This is a genomic window from Mesorhizobium hawassense (assembly GCF_003289945.1).
Taxonomy (GTDB): Bacteria; Pseudomonadota; Alphaproteobacteria; order Rhizobiales; family Rhizobiaceae; genus Mesorhizobium; species Mesorhizobium hawassense.
This window is the reverse complement of the sequence record NZ_QMBP01000002.1, coordinates 252,941-272,556: the sequence shown is the minus strand read 5'-3', so window position 1 is coordinate 272,556 and position 19,616 is coordinate 252,941. Positions and strand designations below refer to the sequence as shown.

Sequence of the window (19,616 nt, the reverse complement as noted above, 5' to 3'; positions counted from 1 at the left end):
AAAAGGGAGGCCGAATGCGGATGTTTGGATCGGTTGTCAGCTTCGCGCCACGAGTGGCGTTTCCCAAGCAGATGTTCTGGTGTCGCCTTTGGCGCCGAGAGCGGACCGGCAGCCTCGGGCCTCGGATAATCAGAAGCGTCCGCAGCGACGACGCGCCTTCGAGATGGCCTGGCGAATCCCACCAGTTGCCGCGGATCGAACGTCTCGCAGACGCCGCACTGAACCAATGCTTCGCATAAGGTCGGCACATCAGAATTTTGATCCACAGACGGCTCCAGCCGGCAACGTTGCGGTTCGGCTCGAATCGCGCGTTGCGATGCTGCAAACACGAGCGGTACGGGATACAATTACCGGAACGACTGCGTCCGCAGGATGGCTCAAATGTCCTCCGTCGATTCTCTCGCCGCGAGATTATTGTCGGCGACATTGATGTTCGATCGGGCGTCGTTGCTGGCGCTTGAGGCTTTGGCTGCCGAATCCGACCGTCGGGTCCTGAGGCGCGGTGAGGTCCTGGTTCGCGAAGGCGATCCATCGGACATGTTCTTCGTCGTGCTGTCCGGTCGCTTTACGGTGCACAAAGGAGATCCGATTGGCTCGGTCGCCGAGATAGCACAGGGCGAACTAGTCGGCGAAATTGGTTTCTTTGCAGGGCTGCCCCGTACGGCCACTGTCCTTGCAGCGCGCGATTCGATCGTCCTTGAAATCAGTCGTAATCATTTCGAGAAGGCGGCCGAGGCTCTGCCGAACCTGAGAGAGGCGGTCACAATATCCCTGGCGCGCCGGTTCGCCACGCAATCTCCGATTTTGTCACGTCTCCAGAAACCTGCCAAAATCCGAACGCTTGCCATCATTGCAGCCGGCGGAAGTCGCATCTCACCGGTTTTCATCGGGCACCTACAGCAAGAGTTCGGCGCGGTCACGCGCGCTCAGTTCGTTACCCGACTCGACGTCCACGCGAAGTTCGCAGGTCGTCCGATCGACGACCAGGCGGTCCTTAACTGGTTGAACGAACTGGAGGCGCAAGCCGAATTCGTTGTCTACGTCGCGGATGAAGAACCTAATGAGTGGACACGCGTCTGCATTCGCCAGGCCGATACCGTCCTGCTCCTAGCGAACGCGTCCTCCTCGCCTCGCTTGAACACGTCCGAGGAATTGGCGCTATCGGTCCATCCACCATCGACCGGCCGGCTTGTCTTAATTCACGACAATCGCTCGGCTGCGGTCTCCGGCACCTCTGCGTGGCTCGATGAGCGTCCCCATGTCGGCCAGCATCATCATGTTGCGCTGGAGGACGCGTCTGATATCCAGCGCCTGGTCCGATTTATTTCCTGCAAGGCACGTGGCTTCGTGGCGGCGGGGGGTGGGTCCCTGGGCAGCGCCCATGTGGGCGTTTACAAGGCCTTCGTCGAGGCGGGCGGGCGCTTCGACTATCTCGGCGGGACGAGTTCCGGAGCGGCGATGATGGCCGGCTTCGCAAGAGGGTTGGACGCGGAGCAGATCGACCGCGGCACGCACAACGTATTTGTCAAGAGTCGCGCGTTTCGGCGCCCCACCTTGCCGCGTTTCGCGCTGCTAGATCACAAAGCTTTCGATCGAGCCCTTCGGGAGGAATACGGCGACGTTCTGATCGAAGATCTTTGGCTTCCGTTCTTTGCGCTTTCGACCAACCTGAGCAGCCGTCAGCCCCATGTCCACCGTCGTGGAAAACTCTGGCAAGCCGTTCGGGCATCCGGCTCGCTCCCGGGTGTCCTGCCGCCGTTCTTTACGGCTGACGGCGATATGCTGGTGGACGGCGCCATCATGAACAATTTGCCGCTGGAACAGATGAGGGAACTCAAGACCGGCCCCAATGTCATCGTGAGCTTTGGGTCCAGTGGGCCGCAAAAATACCACATCGACTATGACCGCATCCCCGGAAGATCGGAACTGGCGGTCGCCCTGCTGAACCCTTTCAGCCGTACCCGCCTGCCGCAGGTTCCGAGCATGCTTCAGGTTATTGCCGCGAGTATGCTGGCACACGGGCCGCAAGACGTTACCGTCGGCGACGAGGATGTCTTGGTCTGTCCGCAGGTTTCGAGCACCTTCATGGATTGGAGTCGGCATTCCGAGTTGTTTTCGGACGCCTACGACCGCACGGCGCAATGGATCGAGGAACGTCTCCGCCAGAACGACTCAGGGCTCCGGGCAGTGCTCGGTTGAGCAGGTCGGCGAGCGCATCGGGTTGAACGACGACCGGCTGTCGAATTGAGAGAGCGGCGGACGCCGAAAAAGGCGCCTCGTAATCCTGAAGCGCAACGTCGCCACGGATGACGACCACCGCCACACCGCGCCGCCCGACCGCGGCCTCCAGCACCTCCGGTAGCTGCGATGGATGGGAAACCTGCTCGCAGACGATGCCGATCTGGATATCCAAGTCGCGCGCCAAGCGCCGCACGTCGGCAACTGGCGCAACCGTGGCCTCCAGAACGGTCGTCGGCTATGTCTGCTTCTGGCTACCGCAAAAATGAACTCTATGAACGCGTTGAGGCGCAAAGCTACCCCGTCGTCTTTGGGGCCGAACGCGGTCCTCCGCGCCCCAAGCCTACAACGGTGGGCGGAAGTCGACATTCCTTTGAACGGCTTGGTCCACATCCTTCGGATCCATGAGCACCGTGACCCGGGACTTCACCATGCCGCTGGCCTGAGCGACAATGGCGGTCGCAGCCATGTCAATGTTGCTCGGCAGATCGAGAATAATAACGAAGTCATCGCCACCAAAGGCGTAATAGAACACTTCGAGTTTGCCGCCGATCTCCTCGGCGAGTTTTTCGACCATCATTCGCCGTTTCGAACCGCCCTCCTTCAGCAAGCCCTTGAGACCCTGTTCCGTGTAAGAACCCTGGACGAGATATTTCGGCATCGCGGCTCCTCTCTTTCAAAGGTGACAGGGGGTAGGCAACAGCTTGTAATTGGATCGTGGAATAGGGTTGTCTGCAAGGTGGCTGGCTGCTCCTTTGACCATCAACCCCTTCCGTGCCGTGGTGAGCGCCGTCGGTTCTCTGGAAACTCGGCTACCCCGTGCCTTTGTTATGCGGGCTGGGCCTTCTTGTGGCGGTCCAGGATATTTTGAAAACGCGGATCGCCGCGGCTGACGAGAAAAACAGCAGCCCCCTAAGACTCGTCCCTCTCGTCGCGCAAATTAGACACAACGCGGCGGTTCTGCGACCTGCAGGCGGCGTTGGGGCAGTCGCGGACGAGCCTGTCCTTGCCGTAGCCCTTGGCCCACATGCGGTTGCGGTCTATGCCGCCGGCGGCGAGGTAGTCCATCACTGCATCGGCGCGCCGCTGTGACAGCGCCGTTTCACTTGCGCCGGGATCGTCGGCGAAACCCTGCAGCTTGAGCAGCCATCGCGGATACTTTGCTAACCAGGCGATCTGGGTGTCGAGGGTGGTCTTGGCGACGGAATCGAGCGCGGCCGAACCTTGCGTGAAATAGGTGCGGCGGCCGACATTGAGGATAAAATCCTCCTCGCTGCCCGGCTGCACGTTCTGGAAGCCGGCAATCTCGGCGTTGGTGACGTCGGGCGTGGAAGGGGCCAGCGTGTTGCTGGTCGAGCAGGATGCGGTCAGCACCAACAGCCCGGCGGCGAGCAGCCGGCGCGTGTTTTCAATCATGCGGTTCATGATGTGCCATCATTCGACAGAGGTGGAAGCGGGGGCCTGGTCGGCGATGTGCGGCAGGACCTCCACCGCGGTGCCGATCGGGCACCGCTGGTAAAGGTCGATGATGTCTTCCGGGAACATGCGGATGCAGCCGCTGGAAGCGTCGGTGCCGATGCTCCATGGCTCCAGCGTGCCATGCAGGCGGTAGCCGATGTCGGCGCCGTCGCGGTACAGATAGAGCGCGCGTGGCCCGAGCGGATTGTTGGACGCGCCGCCTGCGATCATGTCAGGTAGGTCCGGCCTGCGCTTACGCATTTCTGGGGGCGGAACCCATTGCGGCCACAGCGCGCGGCGGTCGATCGTCGCGCGGCCGTACCATTTGAAGCCTTCCTTGCCGACGCCGACGCCGTAGCGGATGGCGGTCTTGTTTTCCATGATGAGGTAGAGGAAATGGTGGCGGGTATCGACCACGACGGTGCCGACCGGCTCGCTGCTGAAATACTTGACGATCTGGCGATGCCATCTCTTGTCGATCTTGGCGAAGTTGGTCTTGCGATAGACGAAATTGTTGTCGATGGCGGTACCGGCGAAAAAGGATTTTGCCGTCGCGGCTTGAACAATATTGCCGGTTGCACCGACGGCGACCAGCGCCAGGCCGCCGAGCACGACACCCCTGCGTGATAAACCCATCGGCAATCCCCCATGCCTCAAGCCTTGTGGACCATAGTTGAGAATTATTTCGCCTCAAAGTGGAAAATACTGCGTGGGGGTGAGCGGTCAGCCGGCTATTCGGACGGAAGTCGCTCCAACGAGGACTAAGGGTAAGCGGGCAGCAACAGTGCATAGGCAGCATGGGAGGATTCGATCAACTTGCGCTACCGGCCGTATCAGAACCGAAGGTAAGGGACGGTGGCGTCAGCCCTGTGATGTCATCCTCCCCGCGTAGGATCGATCGGCGGCCAATTGGGAATCCTCCCGTTGCAACCACCCACTGCGATGCGATTAACAAAACAGGTCTTTAGACCGGCTCGGGCAGCAGTGCGCAGAGATTGTTGACTCGATGGAACACAGTGGCATTGCCACGAGTGGAACTACGGCCCTACAAACGCCTGCCGACGAATTCTCAGGATAGGGCGCGCTGTACTATGAGTGGCTGGCTGCAAACTCTTCCACTGGCTTGGATGGCTCTCGTCGTGTTCGGGGCCACCTATATCGTCGCGTTCATCTTGCACCAAGGCATCGCCGCTCTTTCTGCGGGCTCCACGGCGCGGTCATTCAAGGCGCTTTCGCCTGGCGGTTTTGCCGTGCCACGGAATGGGAGATCGTTCTTGCCAGCGGCTGGGGGCTGAAGTGTCGGATGAAGATCATCGAGAGATTTCAGATTTCCGGGCGAGGCGTTGTAGTCGTCGGTGACCTGCAGACCGACTTCCGGATGGGCGAAAAACTCAACGCTATCATCGTTAGGCCGGATGGCTCCAAAGCCTCGACGGTCGCTGAGAAAGAGTACGCGCTCCGGCGGATCGATGATGTCGCCCACGAATTCGAAGTGTTCGTGCTGCGTCATGTTGATCTATCAGATGTGCCCGAGGGCAGCACTCTCGATCTGAGTTTTGTGCCGAGTCGCTAGTTAGAATCGTCGTGTCGCTTCTGCGTAATCAGATCGAGCCGCTCGCGGTCGGAGCGCTCGCGCTCGTCGCGGCGGCGCACATCCTTATAGGCGCGCTCGACCATGTTGGCGCGCGCCGTGGCGGTGGCGATCAGCGAGGCTTCCTGGCGGGCATTTTCGAGGTTCTGTTGCTGCCGGCCGAGCGCGTCGGTGATGCGGCGGTGGTAGAGCGCGGGAAAGAGGCCGGCCAGCGAATTCTCGGTGTCGAAACTCTCGATCAGTTCCCTGGCCTCTGCTTCCGCCTTGACGGCGGCGGCGAGGAAGCCGGCATGGCGCGTCTCGTGCAGCGCCTTCAACTGCTCCTGCACCTTGACCAGCTTCTTCAGGCGGTCTTTTCGCGTGGTCATGGCGCCTACCTCGCCAGCGTCAGGTCGACGAAACCGTCGACGAAGAGCGACAGCAGGGTGCCGACAGCAAAATAGAAGATGATCATGCCACCGGCGATGACGAAGGGCAGCGAGATGAAATAGACCGGGATCTGTGGCGTCAGCTTGTTGACGAAGCCGATCGTCAGATTGACCAGGATGGCATAGGCGACGAACGGGCTGCCCAGGCGGATGACTAGAAAGAAAGCATCCGACACCGTGTCGGTGACGTCGACGAGGGCTGCCTGCGGATTGAAGAACACGTTGACCGGGGCGACCTGGTAGGAGGCGACGAGCGCCTTGATGATCTCGTGGTCGAAGTCGAAGACGAAGAGCAGAAGCAGCGCCGAAAACGAGATGATGGCGGCAAGGGCCGCCTGCGGCTCCGGCTCCTCGATCGCCGGTCCGCCCGAGCCGCCATAGCCGATCAGCGTGGCGATGGCCGAGCCCATGAAGCGCAGCGCTTCCATATAGAGCCTGGTCATGGCGCCGATCAGGCCGCCGACCAGGAGTTCGGAGACGATCATCGGCGCCAGGATCTGCGGGCGCGGATCGACGAACGGATAGATGCGGTCCCACAGGAAGGCGAGCAGCCCGCCGGTGGCGGCGACCGACACGAACAGGCGGACCTGCAGCGGCACGCGGGCGCTGGACAGGCCTGGCATCAGCATGAAGCAGGCGCCGATGCGGCAGAAGGCGAGGAAGGCGGCGATGACGACGCCTTGCGAGAGCGAGAGCGCGTTCACGAGATGGTTCCGAGCACCTTGATCTCGACGCCCTTGGCGATCTCGACATGGCTCAGCACCGGCAGCGTGGTGAACAGCCGCTCGATGATCATGCGCACATAGGGACGCGCGTCGGGCGCGGTGACGAGCACGAAGCGTTCGCCGGCCTCGAGATGCCTACGGATGGCCTTGGTGGCGTCCTGGCCGAATTCCTCGAGCTGGCGCGGGTCGATGTCGAACTCGCGCACCTCGCCCTTGGCGTCGCGCTTGAGGCTCTGGTGGAAGGCGAGGTCCCAGCGGTTGCCGAGGCGCAGCACCTTGAGCATGCCGCCTTCGGAGAGGTCGCCGCAGATCTGTTGCGCCATGCGGATGCGCACATGCTCGACGATCTGCTCGGTGCGGCGCACATGCGGCGCGATCTCGGCGATGGCCTCGATGATCAGATGCAGGTTGCGGATCGAGACGCGCTCGGCCAGCAGCAGCTTCAGCACCGCCTGCAGGCCGGGATAGGAGATGTGCGAGGTGCAGATCTCGTCGGCGAGCTTGCGGTATTCCGGGTCGAGCCGCTCCAGCAGCGCCTTCATGTCCTTGTAGGACAGAAGCTGCGGCAGGTTGTTGCGGATCACCTCGGAAAGATGGGTGAGCAGCACCGACATGTTGTCGGCGAAGGTGAAGTTCTCGCGCTTCAGATCCTCGGCGAAGGTTTCGAGCACCGAATAGGCGCGCATGCCGAAGGCCGGCTCGCGGATCTCCTCGCCGGGGATTTCCGGTACGCCGCGCGTGCCGAGCAGCACCATGATCTCGCCGACGCGCATCTGGTATTCGGCGACCACCGTGCCGTGCACCTTGATCTGATAGCTCTTCGGCGGAATGGCGAAGTCGTCGGCGACGCGTACTTCCGGCACCACGAAGCCGTATTGCTGGGCGAATTTCTTGCGCATCTTCGACATGCGGAACACCAGTTCCTGATGCGCCACCATCAGCCTGGTCGAAAGCTGCTTGCCGATCAGGAGCTCGATCTCGGCGGTGACCAGCGAGGCCTTGACCGAGTTCTTCTCCTCCTCGACCTTGTTCGCCTTCTCCTGCGTCCTCAGGGCTTCGGCGGCGGCGCGCTCGCGGCTTTGGCGCAGCGGGATGATGTAGCCGAGGCCGGCCATGCCGCCGGCCAGCGCGAAGAAGGGGAACAGCGGCAGGCCGGGCATCAGGCCGAGGATAACCAACAGCGAGGCCGCGACATAGAGCGCGCGCGGGTGCGCGCCGAGCTGGCCGAACACCGCCTGGTTGGCCGAGCCGCGCGTGCCGCCCTTGGAGACGAGCATGCCGGCGGCGAGCGAAACGATGAGGGCCGGGATCTGGGTGACGAGGCCGTCGCCGACCGACAGCTTGATGAAGACGTCGGCCGCCTGGCCAAGGCCCATGCCGTGGCGCAGATAGCCGATGGCGATGCCGCCGACGATGTTGATGGCGGTGATGATCAGGCCGGCGATGGCGTCACCGCGCACGAACTTCGAGGCGCCGTCCATCGAACCGAAGAAGGAGGATTCCTCCTCCAGCTCGCGGCGGCGCAATTGCGCCGTCTTCTCGTCGATCATGCCGGCGGAGAGGTCGGCGTCGATCGACATCTGCTTGCCGGGGATGGCATCGAGGGTAAAGCGCGCGCCGACCTCGGCGATACGGGTGGCGCCCTTGGTGATGACGATGAAGTTCACCACGATCAGGATCATGAAGACGATGAGGCCGATGACGAAGTCGCTCGACATCACCAGCTTCGAGAAGCCAGAGATGACATAGCCGGCGGCGTGCGTGCCTTCATTGCCGTGCGACAGGATCATGCGCGTCGTGGCGATGTTGAGCGAGAGCCTCAGCATCGTGGCGATGAGCAGCACGGTCGGGAAGGACGAGAAATCCAGCGGCCGCTGGATCCACAGCGCCACCATCAGGATCAGCACCGAAAGTGCGATCGAGAAAGCGAGGCCGATATCGATCAGGAAGGCCGGGATCGGCAGGAACAGCACTGCCAGGATGACGACGATGCCGAGCGCGAAGAAGACGTCGCGGCCGTTTTTCGCCGCCATGCCGGACGGGAGTGTTTCGCTGATCGCCATGTCGTCCCCAAATCAACAACCGCCACGCACAGGGCAGGCCCTTGACCGTAACCCTCCAAGCTTGCGCGAAAGTGGGAGAGTGGCTACGGGACCTCATCCAAGCCTAACGCGAGGAAAGTCGCATGCTGCTGATCATTGGTACGGTCCGGCTTCCGGCCGACAGGCTCGAACAGGCAAAGCCGGCGATGCGCAGGATGATCCTATCGAGCCGCGCCGAGCCGGGCTGCCTCGGCTATTCCTACGCGCAGGATATTCTGGATGCCGGGCTCATCCATGTTTCGGAAGCCTGGAGCGACCGCGCCGCGCTCGAAGCGCATTTCAAGTCGGCGCATATCGCCGAATGGCGCGCGAGCTGGGCGGAGCTCGGCATTGGCGACCGCAAGCTGACGCTTTACGAGACGGATGGCGGCGCGCGGACCTGAAAACGGCCGGCTTCAGGCCTGCGCCGCATCGGCGGTCGCGACGGCGACCAGCCAAAGTCGTACCGCGCGCTCCTCCTCGGCGGAAAGGCCGGCGGTCAGCTCGCCTTCGAGCCTATAAACGCGTTCCCGGCATTTCTTCAGCAAAGCGCGGCCATTGTCCGAGAGATCGAGATGCTGGATGCGGCCGTGGACGGCATGCGGCCGGCGCACGAGGGAGCCGGCCTTCTCCAGATTGCCGACGATCACGCTCACCGTCTGCGGCGTCAGCACCGCCAGCCGGGCGAGATCGGCGTTTGAGATGCCGGGATAGGCCGAGATCATGATCAGGGCCGCGAACTGCGCCTGCGTCACGCCGAACTCATCCAGCGCCCGCTCCACCTTCAGGCGGTAGGCGCCGGCGGCCTGGCGGAGCAGATAGCCCAGATAGCCTTCCTCGCCGCGCTTGCCTTCGCCCGCGGACGGAATGGACGGATTCCCCTTGCGCATAACATCAGAGCTCTTATATGTTGTTCGTACTCTGATATTATCGCAACAAGGACCGAAAGACGATGGGCCATCGTATTTTTCTTGCGGGCGGCTCGGGCGCGATCGGCCGCCGATTGCTGCCGCAACTGGTGGCGGCTGGCCATCAGGTGACCGCGACGACGCGCCAGGCGGCAAAGGCAGAGGATCTCCGCGCGCTTGGCGCCGATCCGGTGGTTGTCGATGTGTTCGATGCGACCAGGTTGCGCGCGGCGGTCGCGGCGGCCAGGCCGGAGATCGTCATCCACCAGCTTACCGACCTGCCGGCCGGGCTCGACCCGTCGCGGATGGCCGAGGCGATCGCGCGAAACGCTCGTATCCGCGATGAGGGAACCCGCAACGTCGTCGAGGCGGCGAAAGCGGCCGGGGCGAAGCGGCTGATCGCGCAAAGCATCGCCTGGGCGTACGCGCCGGGATCAGAGCCGCATTCCGAGACCGATCCGCTGGACAGCGGCGCCGAGGGCGGCCGGGCCGTCAGCGTCGGCGGCGTCATCGCGCTCGAGAAGCATGTGCTCGGCGCCGCGCCGATGACCGGCATCGTGCTGCGCTACGGCCATCTCTACGGGCCGGTCACCGGGGCGGAGACCGCCGCCGATCCCGCCGTTCATGTCGATGCCGCCGCCTATGCGGCGCTGCTTGCCGTCGAGCGCGGATCGCAAGGCACCTTCAACGTCGCGGAGCCGAACGGCCACGTCACGACCGACAAGGCCGTCAGCGAGCTCGACTGGCACGCCGGCTTCCGGCTGGCTGAGTGAGCGAGGGAGTTGCCATCATGATCGAAGACGTTTCTTCGCGAGGCCTCGCGCTATTCGGCATCGCCGCGATCGCTGCGGGGCTGCTTGGCATGGCCATGCACCACAACAGGGCGATCAACGCTCCCGGTGGAATGGACGCGCATGTCCATGTGATGGCGGCTGATGCGGGGGAAGGGGCGGCGGCGCGCCCGACCACCGTGGTCAAGCCGCTCTCCTGCGAAAAGCTGCCGAACGTGCCGGGGCATTCGATCACCACGGCGCTGGTCGAGTTCCCGCCCAATGCCTATACGCCGCGGCACCGTCATCCCGGCTCGGTCACGGCTTTCGTCATCAAGGGAGCGCTGCGTTCGCAAATGGAAGGCGGGCCGGCCGTTGCCTATACCGAGGGCCAGACCTGGTTCGAAGCGCCGGGCGCCATCCACGCCTTTGCCGAGAACGCCAGCGTCACCGCGCCGGCCGAGCTGCTGGCGATCTTCGTGGCGGAGGACGACTGCGGTCCGCTGACCATTCTACTACCCGACTAAGTCTATCGTCTTGGTCGCGGCGGCAGTCTTCCCCGAAGCAATGCATGTCGTTGTCCCATAACCGCTGCACACTTCTGGGCGACATGCATTAACGCTATTTCGCTCAACGCCAAAATGGCGCCACATGCGGTCGGCATTGCGATTGCCACGCAAAGCCGTCGCGCGTATCAGGCACGGCAGTTCCTTATCTTTCGCATACCGGCGAGCCGCTCCGTTGCCTGCCAGAAACGACCCACAAGTCTACGCCCGCCGGCTTCGCGCGGTGCTGATCAGCTCGATCCCCGTGCTCGAGGCGCGCGGCATCGCGATCGTGCTGATGGCGGGCATGGTCGGCGTGATCGCCGGCGCGCTGGTCACCGGCATGAGCGCGATGGTGCAAGGCATGCACTATCTGCTGTTCGACGTGCAGCCGGGCGGCCGGCTTTCGGCGATGTTCTCGCTCGCCGATCCGGTGCAGGCGATGTTCCCGGCGATCGGCGGCCTGCTGCTCGGGCTTTCGGTGATCTGGCTCAGAAAGCGCAAGTTCCGAACACCGGTCGACCCAATCGAGGCCAACGCGCTCTATGGCGGGCGCATGTCGCTCACCGACACCTTCATCATCGTGGCGCAGACGATGATTTCCAGCGGCTTCGGCGCCTCGGTCGGATTGGAAGCCGGCTATACGCAGATCGGCTCCGGCGTCGCTTCCCGGCTTGCCCGCGCCTTCCGGCTGCGCCGCAACGACGTCCGCATCCTGGTCGGCTGCGGTGCGGCCGGCGCCATCGCGGCCGCCTTCGACGCGCCGCTGACCGGCGCCTTCTACGGTTTCGAGCTGGTCATCGGCATCTACTCGGTCGCCAATGTGGCGCCGGTGATGGCGGCGGCGATCGCCGCTTCGCTGACGGCCGAAGTGTTCGGCGGGGTGCCGTTCCCGCTGGAACTCTCCGGCTTGCCGAATTTGACCGCCAGCGAATATGTGCCGTTCCTGCTGCTGGGACTGCTTGGCGGAGCAGCATCGATCGCGATCATGCATTTGGTGAGCATCGTCGAGCGCCTTTTCGTGCGGCTGTCGATCGATGCGTCGGTCAGGCCCTTCATCGGCGGCATCTTCGTCGGCCTGCTCGGGCTGGTCACGCCGCAGGTTCTCTCCAGCGGCCATGGCGCGCTGCACCGCGAGTTCGCGATGAATTACACGCTGCCGGTGGTGGCGAGCGTCTTCGTGATGAAGCTGGCGGCTTCCGCCATCTCGCTCGGCTCCGGCTTCCGCGGCGGCCTGTTCTTCGCCTCGCTGTTCCTGGGGGCCCTGCTCGGCAAGGTCTTTGCCGGCGTCATGGCTATCACCGCGCCTTCGGTCGGCATCGACCCGGCGGTCGCCGCCGTCGTCGGCATGACCTCGCTTGCCGTCGGCGTCGTCGGCGGCCCGCTGACCATGACGTTCCTGGCGCTGGAATCGACGCGCGACCTGACGCTGACCGGCGTGGTGCTGGCGGCTTCGATCATGTCGGCGATCCTGGTGCGCGAGACCTTCGGTTACTCCTTCTCGACCTGGCGCTTCCACCTGCGCGGCGAAACGATCCGCAGCGCCCATGACGTCGGCTGGATGCGCAGCCTCACCGTCGGTTCGATGATGCGCAAGGATGTCCGCACCATTCCCGCCTCGACCTCTTTGGACGAATTCCGCAAGGAGGTCCCCCTCGGCTCCGGGCAGCGTGTCATCGCCGTCGAGCAGGCCGACCAATATGTCGGCATGCTGTTGGTGCCGGAGCTGCACAGCGATCTTTCCGACGGCGCCACGCCGGTCAGCGCGCTCGCCCAGTTCAAGGACGCGGTGCTGGTGCCCTCGATGAATGTCCAGACCGCCGCTGAAACCTTCCAGCGCACCGGAGCCGAAGAACTGGCGGTAGTCGAGGATTTCGACGAGCGCATCGTTCTCGGCCTGCTCACCGAGAGCCATCTGATGCGCCGCTACGCCGAGGAGCTCGACAAGGCGCGACGCGACCTGTCCGGCGAGGAGTAGCCGTCAATTTCAACTGAACCTTGGTCTCGCGGCCGCGAGGGATCGGACCGATCGCGGAATCTTGCCTCTTGATATTTGTACAGTGTCACTGTACAAACTGTTCAGTGGAGGACAACGAGATGCCCAGGGCTTCCGATAAGGGCCAGGCTTCAGCCGGGAACAGGAACGGTTCGGTCGCGACGGCCGCCCAGGAGGTGCTGGGGATGCGCCTCAAGAGCCTTCGGCTTTCGCGCAGGCTTTCCCTGCGCGACCTCGCCGAGGCGACCGGCACCAGCGCCAGCTTCATCAGCCAGCTCGAGCGCGGCCTGACCGGCGCCAGCACCGCATCGCTCAACCAGATCGCCTCCGCGCTCGGCGTCAGCGTCGCCATGCTGTTCGAGGAAAGCACGACGCAAAGCCATGGGGTTCTGCGGCGCAGCGAGCGGCCGAGCCTGCCGCCAAGCAACGGCTGCCGCAAGATGCTCTTGTCGCGGCCGCCATTGAGCGACATGGAAGTCTATGTCGGCGAGTTCGAGATCGGCGGCTCGACCGGCTCCGACCAATACACGCATGGCGATGCGCATGAGATGCAGGTCGTGCTCCGCGGCATCGTCGAGGTCTCGCTCGGCGAGGCGCGCCACGTCCTCGAAGAGGGTGACAGCGTCGAATACACCACATCAACCCCGCATCGCACGGAGAACATCGGCAGCGGCCGGGCCGAAGTGATGTGGATCATCGCGCCGCCGACTTCGGTGCGCGCCGAGCTCGATCAGTACAAGTCCTGGAAACCGCTCGCGGCCAGGCCGTCCGGCTAAACGCGGGCCTCAATGGGAGAGTTACGATCATGGTGAAGTCGAAATCTGCGGGCCTTGGCCCGATATCGACAGAGCCATCGACGTGGTCCGCAAGCTCGGCCCCATCCGTCGGCCGGGGCAGGATGCCATCGGCACGAACCGGCTGTCGGGAACGATCGCCGAGGCGATCTATCTCGGCTCGGGATCGAAATACGAAGTCAGGCTCGCCGATGCCTCGACCGCGATCGTGCGCTCGCCGCTTGCCGGCGAGAGTTTCGGCCTCGGCGACAAGGTCGAGCTCTGCTTCGACGGCGCCGACGCAAAACTCCTGCCCGACGACAGCACGGCCGACACCACGCTCACCTGACCCATCTTTGTTTTAACGCAATTCCGGACGGAAAACCGTTTCACACCTTTCCTGGAATTGCTTTGGCGGAAACCATCCCATGCAAGTCAAGCGCAACGGCGACATCTCGTTCTGGTATGCGGATCTGGGCACTATTCCCGCGCCGCGGCCGCCTCTGCCCGGCGACATCGAGGCGGATGTCGCGATCGTCGGCGCCGGCTATACCGGGCTGTGGACCGCCTATTACCTGAAAAAGGCGAAGCCGTCGCTGCGCATCGTGCTGCTCGAACGCGAGTCCGCCGGCTTCGGCGCCTCGGGGCGCAATGGCGGCTGGCTGTCGGGCGGCTTCGGCTGGTCGCGGGAGAAATATCTGAAGACCTCGACGCGGCAAGGCGTCACCGCCATGCAGAAGGCGATGGCCGGCTGCGTCGACGAGGTAATCCGGGTGGCGACGGAAGAGGGCATCGATGCCGACATCCGTCGTACCGCCAATCTGACGGTCGCCACCAATCCGGCGCAGCTGGAACGCGTGCGCGAGGAATGCGAGACGATCCGCTCCTGGGATGCCGATCCGGAGCGTATCGAGCTGCTCGACCAGGCCGCGACCCGCGCGCGCATCGCCATCAAGAATGTCATGGGCGGCTTCGTCATCCACGGCCAGGCGCGCGTGCAACCGGCCAAGCTGGTGCAGGGGCTGGCCGCGGCGGTCGGCCGCCTCGGCGTTTCGATCTACGAGAAGACGACGGTGACGGCGATTGCCAAGGGCGTTGTGACGACGGATCGCGGCACGGTGCGCGCCGAAACCATCATCCGAGCGACGGAAGGGTTCACCGCCGGCATTCCGGGAGAGGAACGGACCTGGCTGGCGCTGAACAGCGCGCAGATCGTCACCGAGCCGCTATCGGACGAACTCTGGCGCAAGATCGGCTGGGAGGGATACGAGCTGCTCGGCAATGCCGCGCATACCTATTGCTATGCCCAGCGCACGCGCGAGGGGCGCATCACCATGGGCGGACGCGGCGTGCCTTACCGCTATGGCTCGCGCACCGACGTCAACGGCCAGACGCAGCAGGCGACGATCGACCAGCTGCACACGATCCTGACCACGCTTTTGCCGCAGACGGCGGGGTGCCGCATCGATCATGCCTGGTGCGGGGTGCTCGGCGTGCCGCGCGACTGGTGCACGACGGTCGGCCTCGATCCCGCGACGCGCATCGGCTGGGCCGGCGGCTATGTCGGGCTCGGCGTGTCGAGCTCCAACCTATCGGGGCGGACGCTGACCGATCTGGTGCTCGGACAAAATACCGAGCTGACGCGGCTGCCATGGGTCAACCGCAAGGTCAGGCGGTGGGAACCGGAGCCGTTCCGCTGGCTGGGCGTGCACTCAATGTACCAGCTCTACCGCATCGCCGATAACCGCGAGGCCGCGGGACTTACGCATACCTCGAAGCTTGCCGCCCTGGCGGACAGCATTACCGGCCACTGAAGCGATCCAGCGTTCGCTGGACCGCTTCAGCTATTTGTTTTTTCGCAGTTCCAAACGGAAAACCGCAGCACACTTTTCCTGGAATTGCGTTGATCATGGAGCCAATCTTGATCGATCTTTCGACTTTCCGTGACCTCGCCAAGGCCGATATCGGCGCCTTCTCACCGAAGCCGACCTCGATCGAAGGCGATCAAGTCGAGGCGGTGCGTTCCTTCTTCCAGTCGCCGGACGGGACCGTCGATATCGGCATTTGGGAATGCACACCCGGTCGCTTCACCGCCGACCGCTCGGACTCGTCCGAGATCTGCCACATCATCTCCGGCCGCGTTGAGGTCAGCCGCGCCGACGGCGAGATGCGCGAGCTCGGGCCCGGCGATCTCCTCGTCCTGCCGCAAGGCTGGAAGGGCGAGTGGCTGATCCACGAGACGACACGCAAGCTCTACATGATCCAGTCGGGAAACTGACTGCCTCAGTGATCGATAGGACCCTTCGGTGACACGAGGGACGTGCCGGCCGTCGTTGGGCGCTCGATCATGCGGCGCACGCGGGGCGGGTCCTCGCCGCTGTGCAGCGCGCGGATGCGCTCGCCAACCACGGCGTCGGCATGGGTGGCTCGCCGGTTGTGGCGAATATACTCGACCCAGGTCGGCGTGTGGTAGTGCTCGATCCAGATGCCGGGATTTTCAAGGTCGCGCGCGAGCGTCCAGTTGCGGGCGCCGTCGCGGCGGCGGATGCGGCCGCGTTCGGCCATGGTGGCGAGGAATTCCGGCACGTCGTCCTCGCGGATGATGTACTCGATCATGATGGCGATCGGGCCGCTGCGTGGCTTCAGATCAAGCGCCAGCATCGGCTCCTTGAAGCGGTTGAGCGGATCGAGGTTGAGCACCGTCTGGCGCGGCAGCGGCAGGAGGAAGCCGATGGCGCCGCCGGCAAGCATCGCGACCGCGGCCGCGATCAGCGCGGTTTCAGCGCCATGCGCGTCGGCGACGACACCCCAGATCCAGCTGCCCAGCGCGATGCCGCCGAAGGTGGCTGTCTGGTAGATCGACAGCACGCGGCCGACCACCCAGCGCGGCGTCGACATCTGCACCGTGACGTTGAAATGCGACAGCGCGATCACCCAGCAGGCGCCGCCGATGAGCAAGCCCGCCGATGTCTGCCAGGCATTGTGGCTGACGGCGGCGTTGAGGGCGCAGAGCGCGAAGCCGGCGAAGGCCATGCGCACCATTACCTCGCTGGACAACAGCTGCCGCAGCCGCACGCTGATAAGCGCGCCGCCGACCGCGCCGATGCCGAAGGCGCCGAGCATGATGCCGTAGGTCAGCGCGTCGCCCTTGACGACGTCGCGCGCCACAAGCGGCAGCAGCGCCAGCACCGCGCCGGCGCTGAAGCCGAAGGCCGAGCCGCGCACCAGCACCTTGGCGATGTTGGGCGACATGGCGACATAGCGCAGGCCGGCGCCCATCGCGGCGCCCAGCGACTCGCGCGGCAAGGTTTGCTCGGGCAGGGCCGGCTTCCAGCGGAACAGCACGACGATCAGGCCGATATAGCTGATGGCGTTGGCGGCGAAGGCCGCGGCAGCACCCGCGGCGGCGACGATGATGCCGCCGATGGCCGGGCCGACGCTGCGGGTGATGTTGAAGCCCAGCGAGTTGAGCGCCACAGCCGCCGGTACCTTGGGGCGCGGCACCATGTCGCCGACCGATGCCTGCCATGACGGGCTGTTCAGCGCCGTGCCGCTGTCGATCAGGAAGGTGAAGGCAAGCAGCGTCCACGGCGTCATCCAGCCGAACCAGGTGAACAAGGTCAGCAGCGCCGAGACGACCAGCATGAAGGTCTGCGCCACCAGCATCACCTTGCGGCGGTTGAAGCTGTCGGCGATGGCGCCGGCTACGAGCGCGAACAGCATGATGGGCAAGGTGGTGGAGGCCTGGACCAGCGCCACCTGGTAGGAAGAGGTGGCGATCGTGGTCATCATCCAGGCGGCGCCGACGCCCTGGATCAGGCCGCCGAAATTCGACACCAGGCTGGCCGCCCAGACGGCGCGGAAGATGCCGTGCCGGAACGGCGCCAGCGCGGAAACGCGTTCGCTTTCCGGCTCGTCGTCGATCATGATTGCGCCCTTGTCCGCTACATATGCGCGCCGCGCCCGGAAGGGCCGGCGACTCGCCAAAGAGTGCGACCCAACAATAGGATGGCAAAGGCGAAAATGCGTCGGCGAAGCTTTAAACCAAGCATCTCGCCGGTCTGGACCAACTTTTCGCTATTTCACGCTTCCCACCTCAGCGTGCAGGGCCTCGGTCAGGCCGCCTGTGGTTTCGTTGCCCATGTAGAGCCTGAGCAGCAGTTCCATGCCGACGAGGCGCAGCCGCGAGGTTTCATGGCTCCTTGCCATGTCGATAAGGTCTTCCAATTCGGATGAAGACCATTTCATCGCGTCGCGCAGCAGACCGCCGCGCAGCAGACCCTGCGTGCCGGCCGAGAACGCGTCCGCCATATCGAAGCCGATCTTTGCGGCGCGGATGTTTTCACGCGGCAGATGGCGTTCGGCGACCTTCTTGAGAAGCCACTTGCCGGTCCCGTCGCGGTATTTCTGCCTGCGCGGCAGATGAAGGGCGAAGTCGATGAGCCGATTCTCGAGGAACGGCACCCTGAGCTCCACGGATGCCGCCATGCTCAACCGGTCGTGCCGGTGCAGCAAGTCCTGCAGGTGGGAGTAGAGGTCGTAGAAGCAACTTGCAAGGAAAGCGCGGTCGGCGGGCGGCGCGACGCCTTCCAGCCTGTCGAACAGCTTCGTCTGCAGGAAGTTCAGCTCGGGCGACAAGGCCCGGAGCGCCATGCTGCGGTCCATCGGCGAGCCGCGACCGATCGAGTTGCGGAACGGCGCGCGGCGCAGTTCGGCGAATTTGCGGTCGCGCCTGGCCTTCGAGCGGAACAGGCGCTGAAGCCAGGATTGGCGCCAGAGCCGCATCGTCGACGCCTGCCATTTGTAGCCGCCGAACAGCTCGTCTGAACCCTCGCCGGTGAGCAGCACCTTGACGCCGTCGGCGCGGCATTGTTCGGCAAGCGCCAGCAGCGCGGCGTGGCTGGCATGCCAGCCGTCGGTTTCGAGATGCCAGACCGCGCGCGGCCAGAGCTCGAAGAACCGGTCTCTGTCCAGAGACACCCGGCGCAGGCTGACGCCGACATGGCGGCCTGTGCGCTCGGCGTCCTGCGCCTCGCTGCGGCCGAGCTTCGGGTCGACGACATAGCCGTGCAGCTCGGGCCTGAAGCGTTTGGCAAGGGCGGTGATCAAGCCGGAATCGACGCCGCCGCTGCAGGCGGTGGCAAGGCTGGTATCGGCGATGCAATGCAGCTCGACGCTTTCCTCCAGCAGCGTCTGGAGCGTCGCCGCGTGTCCGGCGTCGGAGGTGTTGTCGCCGGCGATGCGCGCGCTCTCCAGGACATCGAGGACATGCCAAAAGCGTCGCTTCTCGATGCCATCCCCGGTGATCTTCCACAGGCCTGCCGGCGGCAGCCGCTCGATGCCGTTGAAGACGCTGTAGCTGGAATCGCGGCTCTGCCAGGCCAGCCGCAGCGTCAGTTCGCGCGTGTCGATCCGGCGCGGAAAGTCGTGGCAGGCGAGGATCGCCTTGTCCTCGGAAGCGAACAGCAAGCGCTCGCCGGTCTCGGCGACCGACATCGGCTTGATGCCCAGCCTGTCCCTGCCAAGCCACAAGGCGCCGTCACGTACATCGAAATAGGCGAAGGCGAACATGCCGTCGAACGACGGCACCGCTTTTTGCGGACCCCAGTGGTGCAGGGCCTGAAGCACCACTTCCGTGTCGGACACCGTGCGGAACGTCAGCCCTTCCGCCTCCAGCGTCCTGCGCAGTGCGCGAAAATTATAGACTTCGCCATTGTAGCACAGGACACCGTCGCCGGACGCGGCCAGCATCGGCTCGCCAGCGGCGGGCGATGGGTCGATAATGGTCAGGCGGCGGTGACCAAGCGCCAGGCGGGCGTCGTTCCAGTTGCCGTGATCGTCGGGACCGCGATGCGCCAATGCCTGCATCATGCGCGCGACATCGGAAAGATCGCCGCTGCCGATCGGATCGCGCTTTCGCCAGACGCCGGCTATTCCGCACATGACTTGCCGGCTGTTTTTGCGCGATGCATCGCTTCCAGAAAATCGCCTGAGACAAAGACGCCGGCCGCTGCCGGCGCGCTTACAATCTAGCGGCAACAGACCTCGCCGCAAGCGATCTTACGGCTTGCGAACAGGCGGCCCGGCGCTCGCTTGGCGCTTC

At 64.3% G+C, this 19,616-nt stretch carries 20 protein-coding genes; 10 read left to right on the top strand and 10 right to left on the bottom strand.

The window, feature by feature from the left end; translation table 11 throughout:
- The first annotated feature begins 381 nt into the window (after positions 1-381).
- Together DPM33_RS05525 and DPM33_RS36120 are read left to right on the top strand one after the other, a co-directional pair.
- Complete coding sequence (locus tag DPM33_RS05525) at positions 382-2,199, top strand: patatin-like phospholipase family protein (RefSeq protein ID WP_167448965.1); 1,818 nt, start codon at positions 382-384, stop codon at positions 2,197-2,199.
- A 107-nt stretch (positions 2,200-2,306) separates the two neighbouring features.
- On the top strand, positions 2,307-2,507 hold the full coding sequence (locus DPM33_RS36120) for a hypothetical protein (RefSeq protein WP_167448949.1): 201 nt from the start codon (positions 2,307-2,309) through the stop codon (positions 2,505-2,507).
- Between the two features lie 74 nt (positions 2,508-2,581).
- Here the strand turns inward: DPM33_RS36120 and DPM33_RS05515 are convergent, their stop codons facing one another.
- The 7 genes from DPM33_RS05515 to flhA all read right to left on the bottom strand — a co-directional run bounded on the left by DPM33_RS05515 (position 2,582) and on the right by flhA (position 8,503).
- Positions 2,582-2,899 (bottom strand): GYD domain-containing protein, encoded by a 318-nt coding sequence (locus DPM33_RS05515; protein ID WP_112096385.1) that lies wholly within the window; start codon positions 2,897-2,899, stop codon positions 2,582-2,584.
- A gap of 251 nt (positions 2,900-3,150) precedes the next feature.
- On the bottom strand, positions 3,151-3,663 hold the full coding sequence (locus tag DPM33_RS05510) for an OmpA family protein (RefSeq protein WP_112096383.1): 513 nt from the start codon (positions 3,661-3,663) through the stop codon (positions 3,151-3,153).
- A 9-nt stretch (positions 3,664-3,672) separates the two neighbouring features.
- The gene (locus DPM33_RS05505; RefSeq protein WP_112096382.1) at positions 3,673-4,332 is read right to left on the bottom strand and encodes a L,D-transpeptidase; all 660 of its coding nucleotides are present in this window, start codon (positions 4,330-4,332) and stop codon (positions 3,673-3,675) included.
- 517 nt (positions 4,333-4,849) lie between these two features.
- Positions 4,850-5,206, bottom strand: coding sequence for a hypothetical protein (locus DPM33_RS36115; protein ID WP_167448964.1), 357 nt, complete (start codon positions 5,204-5,206; stop codon positions 4,850-4,852).
- A 59-nt stretch (positions 5,207-5,265) separates the two neighbouring features.
- The gene (locus tag DPM33_RS05490; RefSeq protein ID WP_112096377.1) at positions 5,266-5,655 is read right to left on the bottom strand and encodes a hypothetical protein; all 390 of its coding nucleotides are present in this window, start codon (positions 5,653-5,655) and stop codon (positions 5,266-5,268) included.
- A 5-nt stretch (positions 5,656-5,660) separates the two neighbouring features.
- On the bottom strand, positions 5,661-6,344 hold the full coding sequence (gene fliR / locus DPM33_RS05485; protein ID WP_281004786.1) for a flagellar biosynthetic protein FliR: 684 nt from the start codon (positions 6,342-6,344) through the stop codon (positions 5,661-5,663).
- A gap of 71 nt (positions 6,345-6,415) precedes the next feature.
- Positions 6,416-8,503, bottom strand: a complete 2,088-nt coding sequence (gene flhA, locus DPM33_RS05480; RefSeq protein ID WP_112096374.1) for a flagellar biosynthesis protein FlhA — start codon at positions 8,501-8,503, stop codon at positions 6,416-6,418.
- A 122-nt stretch (positions 8,504-8,625) separates the two neighbouring features.
- Between flhA and DPM33_RS05475 the strand changes: the two genes are divergently transcribed.
- A complete protein-coding gene (locus DPM33_RS05475; RefSeq protein ID WP_112096372.1) occupies positions 8,626-8,925 on the top strand; it encodes a putative quinol monooxygenase in 300 nt (99 codons plus the stop codon).
- Between the two features lie 12 nt (positions 8,926-8,937).
- Here the strand turns inward: DPM33_RS05475 and DPM33_RS05470 are convergent, their stop codons facing one another.
- The gene (locus DPM33_RS05470) at positions 8,938-9,411 is read right to left on the bottom strand and encodes a MarR family winged helix-turn-helix transcriptional regulator (protein WP_112096370.1); all 474 of its coding nucleotides are present in this window, start codon (positions 9,409-9,411) and stop codon (positions 8,938-8,940) included.
- 62 nt (positions 9,412-9,473) lie between these two features.
- On the opposite strand from DPM33_RS05470, the gene DPM33_RS05465 reads away from it, so the two are divergent.
- The 7 genes from DPM33_RS05465 (at position 9,474) to DPM33_RS05435 (ending at position 15,791) form a co-directional block, all read left to right on the top strand.
- A complete protein-coding gene (locus tag DPM33_RS05465) occupies positions 9,474-10,202 on the top strand; it encodes an NAD-dependent epimerase/dehydratase family protein (protein ID WP_112096369.1) in 729 nt (242 codons plus the stop codon).
- Between the two features lie 17 nt (positions 10,203-10,219).
- Complete coding sequence (locus tag DPM33_RS05460) at positions 10,220-10,726, top strand: cupin domain-containing protein (protein WP_112096367.1); 507 nt, start codon at positions 10,220-10,222, stop codon at positions 10,724-10,726.
- 316 nt (positions 10,727-11,042) lie between these two features.
- Entirely contained in the window at positions 11,043-12,722 is a 1,680-nt protein-coding gene (locus DPM33_RS05455; protein WP_425373474.1) for a chloride channel protein, read from the top strand.
- 119 nt (positions 12,723-12,841) lie between these two features.
- Positions 12,842-13,516: a helix-turn-helix domain-containing protein gene (locus DPM33_RS05450; protein ID WP_112096363.1), complete on the top strand. Its 675-nt coding sequence runs from the start codon at positions 12,842-12,844 to the stop codon at positions 13,514-13,516.
- Positions 13,517-13,598: 82 nt separating this feature from the next.
- Entirely contained in the window at positions 13,599-13,862 is a 264-nt protein-coding gene (locus DPM33_RS05445) for a TOBE domain-containing protein (RefSeq protein ID WP_245442012.1), read from the top strand.
- A 79-nt stretch (positions 13,863-13,941) separates the two neighbouring features.
- A complete protein-coding gene (locus DPM33_RS05440) occupies positions 13,942-15,327 on the top strand; it encodes an NAD(P)/FAD-dependent oxidoreductase (protein WP_112096361.1) in 1,386 nt (461 codons plus the stop codon).
- A gap of 95 nt (positions 15,328-15,422) precedes the next feature.
- Complete coding sequence (locus tag DPM33_RS05435) at positions 15,423-15,791, top strand: cupin domain-containing protein (protein WP_112096360.1); 369 nt, start codon at positions 15,423-15,425, stop codon at positions 15,789-15,791.
- 5 nt (positions 15,792-15,796) lie between these two features.
- On the opposite strand, the gene DPM33_RS05430 is transcribed toward DPM33_RS05435, so the two are convergent.
- Positions 15,797-17,440 (bottom strand): MFS transporter, encoded by a 1,644-nt coding sequence (locus tag DPM33_RS05430; protein ID WP_112096358.1) that lies wholly within the window; start codon positions 17,438-17,440, stop codon positions 15,797-15,799.
- 150 nt (positions 17,441-17,590) lie between these two features.
- The gene (asnB, locus tag DPM33_RS05425) at positions 17,591-19,456 is read right to left on the bottom strand and encodes an asparagine synthase (glutamine-hydrolyzing) (protein WP_112096357.1); all 1,866 of its coding nucleotides are present in this window, start codon (positions 19,454-19,456) and stop codon (positions 17,591-17,593) included.
- Positions 19,457-19,616: the final 160 nt, after the last annotated feature.

Bases quoted from the DNA above. Each gene is read 5' to 3' on its own strand.
- DPM33_RS05525 (WP_167448965.1), top strand. From the start codon at position 382: ATGTCCTCCGTCGATTCTCTCGCCGCGAGATTATTGTCGGCGACATTG.
- DPM33_RS36120 (WP_167448949.1), top strand. From the start codon at position 2,307: ATGACGACCACCGCCACACCGCGCCGCCCGACCGCGGCCTCCAGCACC.
- DPM33_RS05515 (WP_112096385.1), bottom strand. From the start codon at position 2,899: ATGCCGAAATATCTCGTCCAGGGTTCTTACACGGAACAGGGTCTCAAG.
- DPM33_RS05510 (WP_112096383.1), bottom strand. From the start codon at position 3,663: ATGAACCGCATGATTGAAAACACGCGCCGGCTGCTCGCCGCCGGGCTG.
- DPM33_RS05505 (WP_112096382.1), bottom strand. From the start codon at position 4,332: ATGGGTTTATCACGCAGGGGTGTCGTGCTCGGCGGCCTGGCGCTGGTC.
- DPM33_RS36115 (WP_167448964.1), bottom strand. From the start codon at position 5,206: ATGACGCAGCACGAACACTTCGAATTCGTGGGCGACATCATCGATCCG.
- DPM33_RS05490 (WP_112096377.1), bottom strand. From the start codon at position 5,655: ATGACCACGCGAAAAGACCGCCTGAAGAAGCTGGTCAAGGTGCAGGAG.
- fliR (WP_281004786.1), bottom strand. From the start codon at position 6,344: ATGCTGATGCCAGGCCTGTCCAGCGCCCGCGTGCCGCTGCAGGTCCGC.
- flhA (WP_112096374.1), bottom strand. From the start codon at position 8,503: ATGGCGATCAGCGAAACACTCCCGTCCGGCATGGCGGCGAAAAACGGC.
- DPM33_RS05475 (WP_112096372.1), top strand. From the start codon at position 8,626: ATGCTGCTGATCATTGGTACGGTCCGGCTTCCGGCCGACAGGCTCGAA.
- DPM33_RS05470 (WP_112096370.1), bottom strand. From the start codon at position 9,411: ATGCGCAAGGGGAATCCGTCCATTCCGTCCGCGGGCGAAGGCAAGCGC.
- DPM33_RS05465 (WP_112096369.1), top strand. From the start codon at position 9,474: ATGGGCCATCGTATTTTTCTTGCGGGCGGCTCGGGCGCGATCGGCCGC.
- DPM33_RS05460 (WP_112096367.1), top strand. From the start codon at position 10,220: ATGATCGAAGACGTTTCTTCGCGAGGCCTCGCGCTATTCGGCATCGCC.
- DPM33_RS05455 (WP_425373474.1), top strand. From the start codon at position 11,043: ATGGCGGGCATGGTCGGCGTGATCGCCGGCGCGCTGGTCACCGGCATG.
- DPM33_RS05450 (WP_112096363.1), top strand. From the start codon at position 12,842: ATGCCCAGGGCTTCCGATAAGGGCCAGGCTTCAGCCGGGAACAGGAAC.
- DPM33_RS05440 (WP_112096361.1), top strand. From the start codon at position 13,942: ATGCAAGTCAAGCGCAACGGCGACATCTCGTTCTGGTATGCGGATCTG.
- DPM33_RS05435 (WP_112096360.1), top strand. From the start codon at position 15,423: ATGGAGCCAATCTTGATCGATCTTTCGACTTTCCGTGACCTCGCCAAG.
- DPM33_RS05430 (WP_112096358.1), bottom strand. From the start codon at position 17,440: ATGATCGACGACGAGCCGGAAAGCGAACGCGTTTCCGCGCTGGCGCCG.
- asnB (WP_112096357.1), bottom strand. From the start codon at position 19,456: ATGTGCGGAATAGCCGGCGTCTGGCGAAAGCGCGATCCGATCGGCAGC.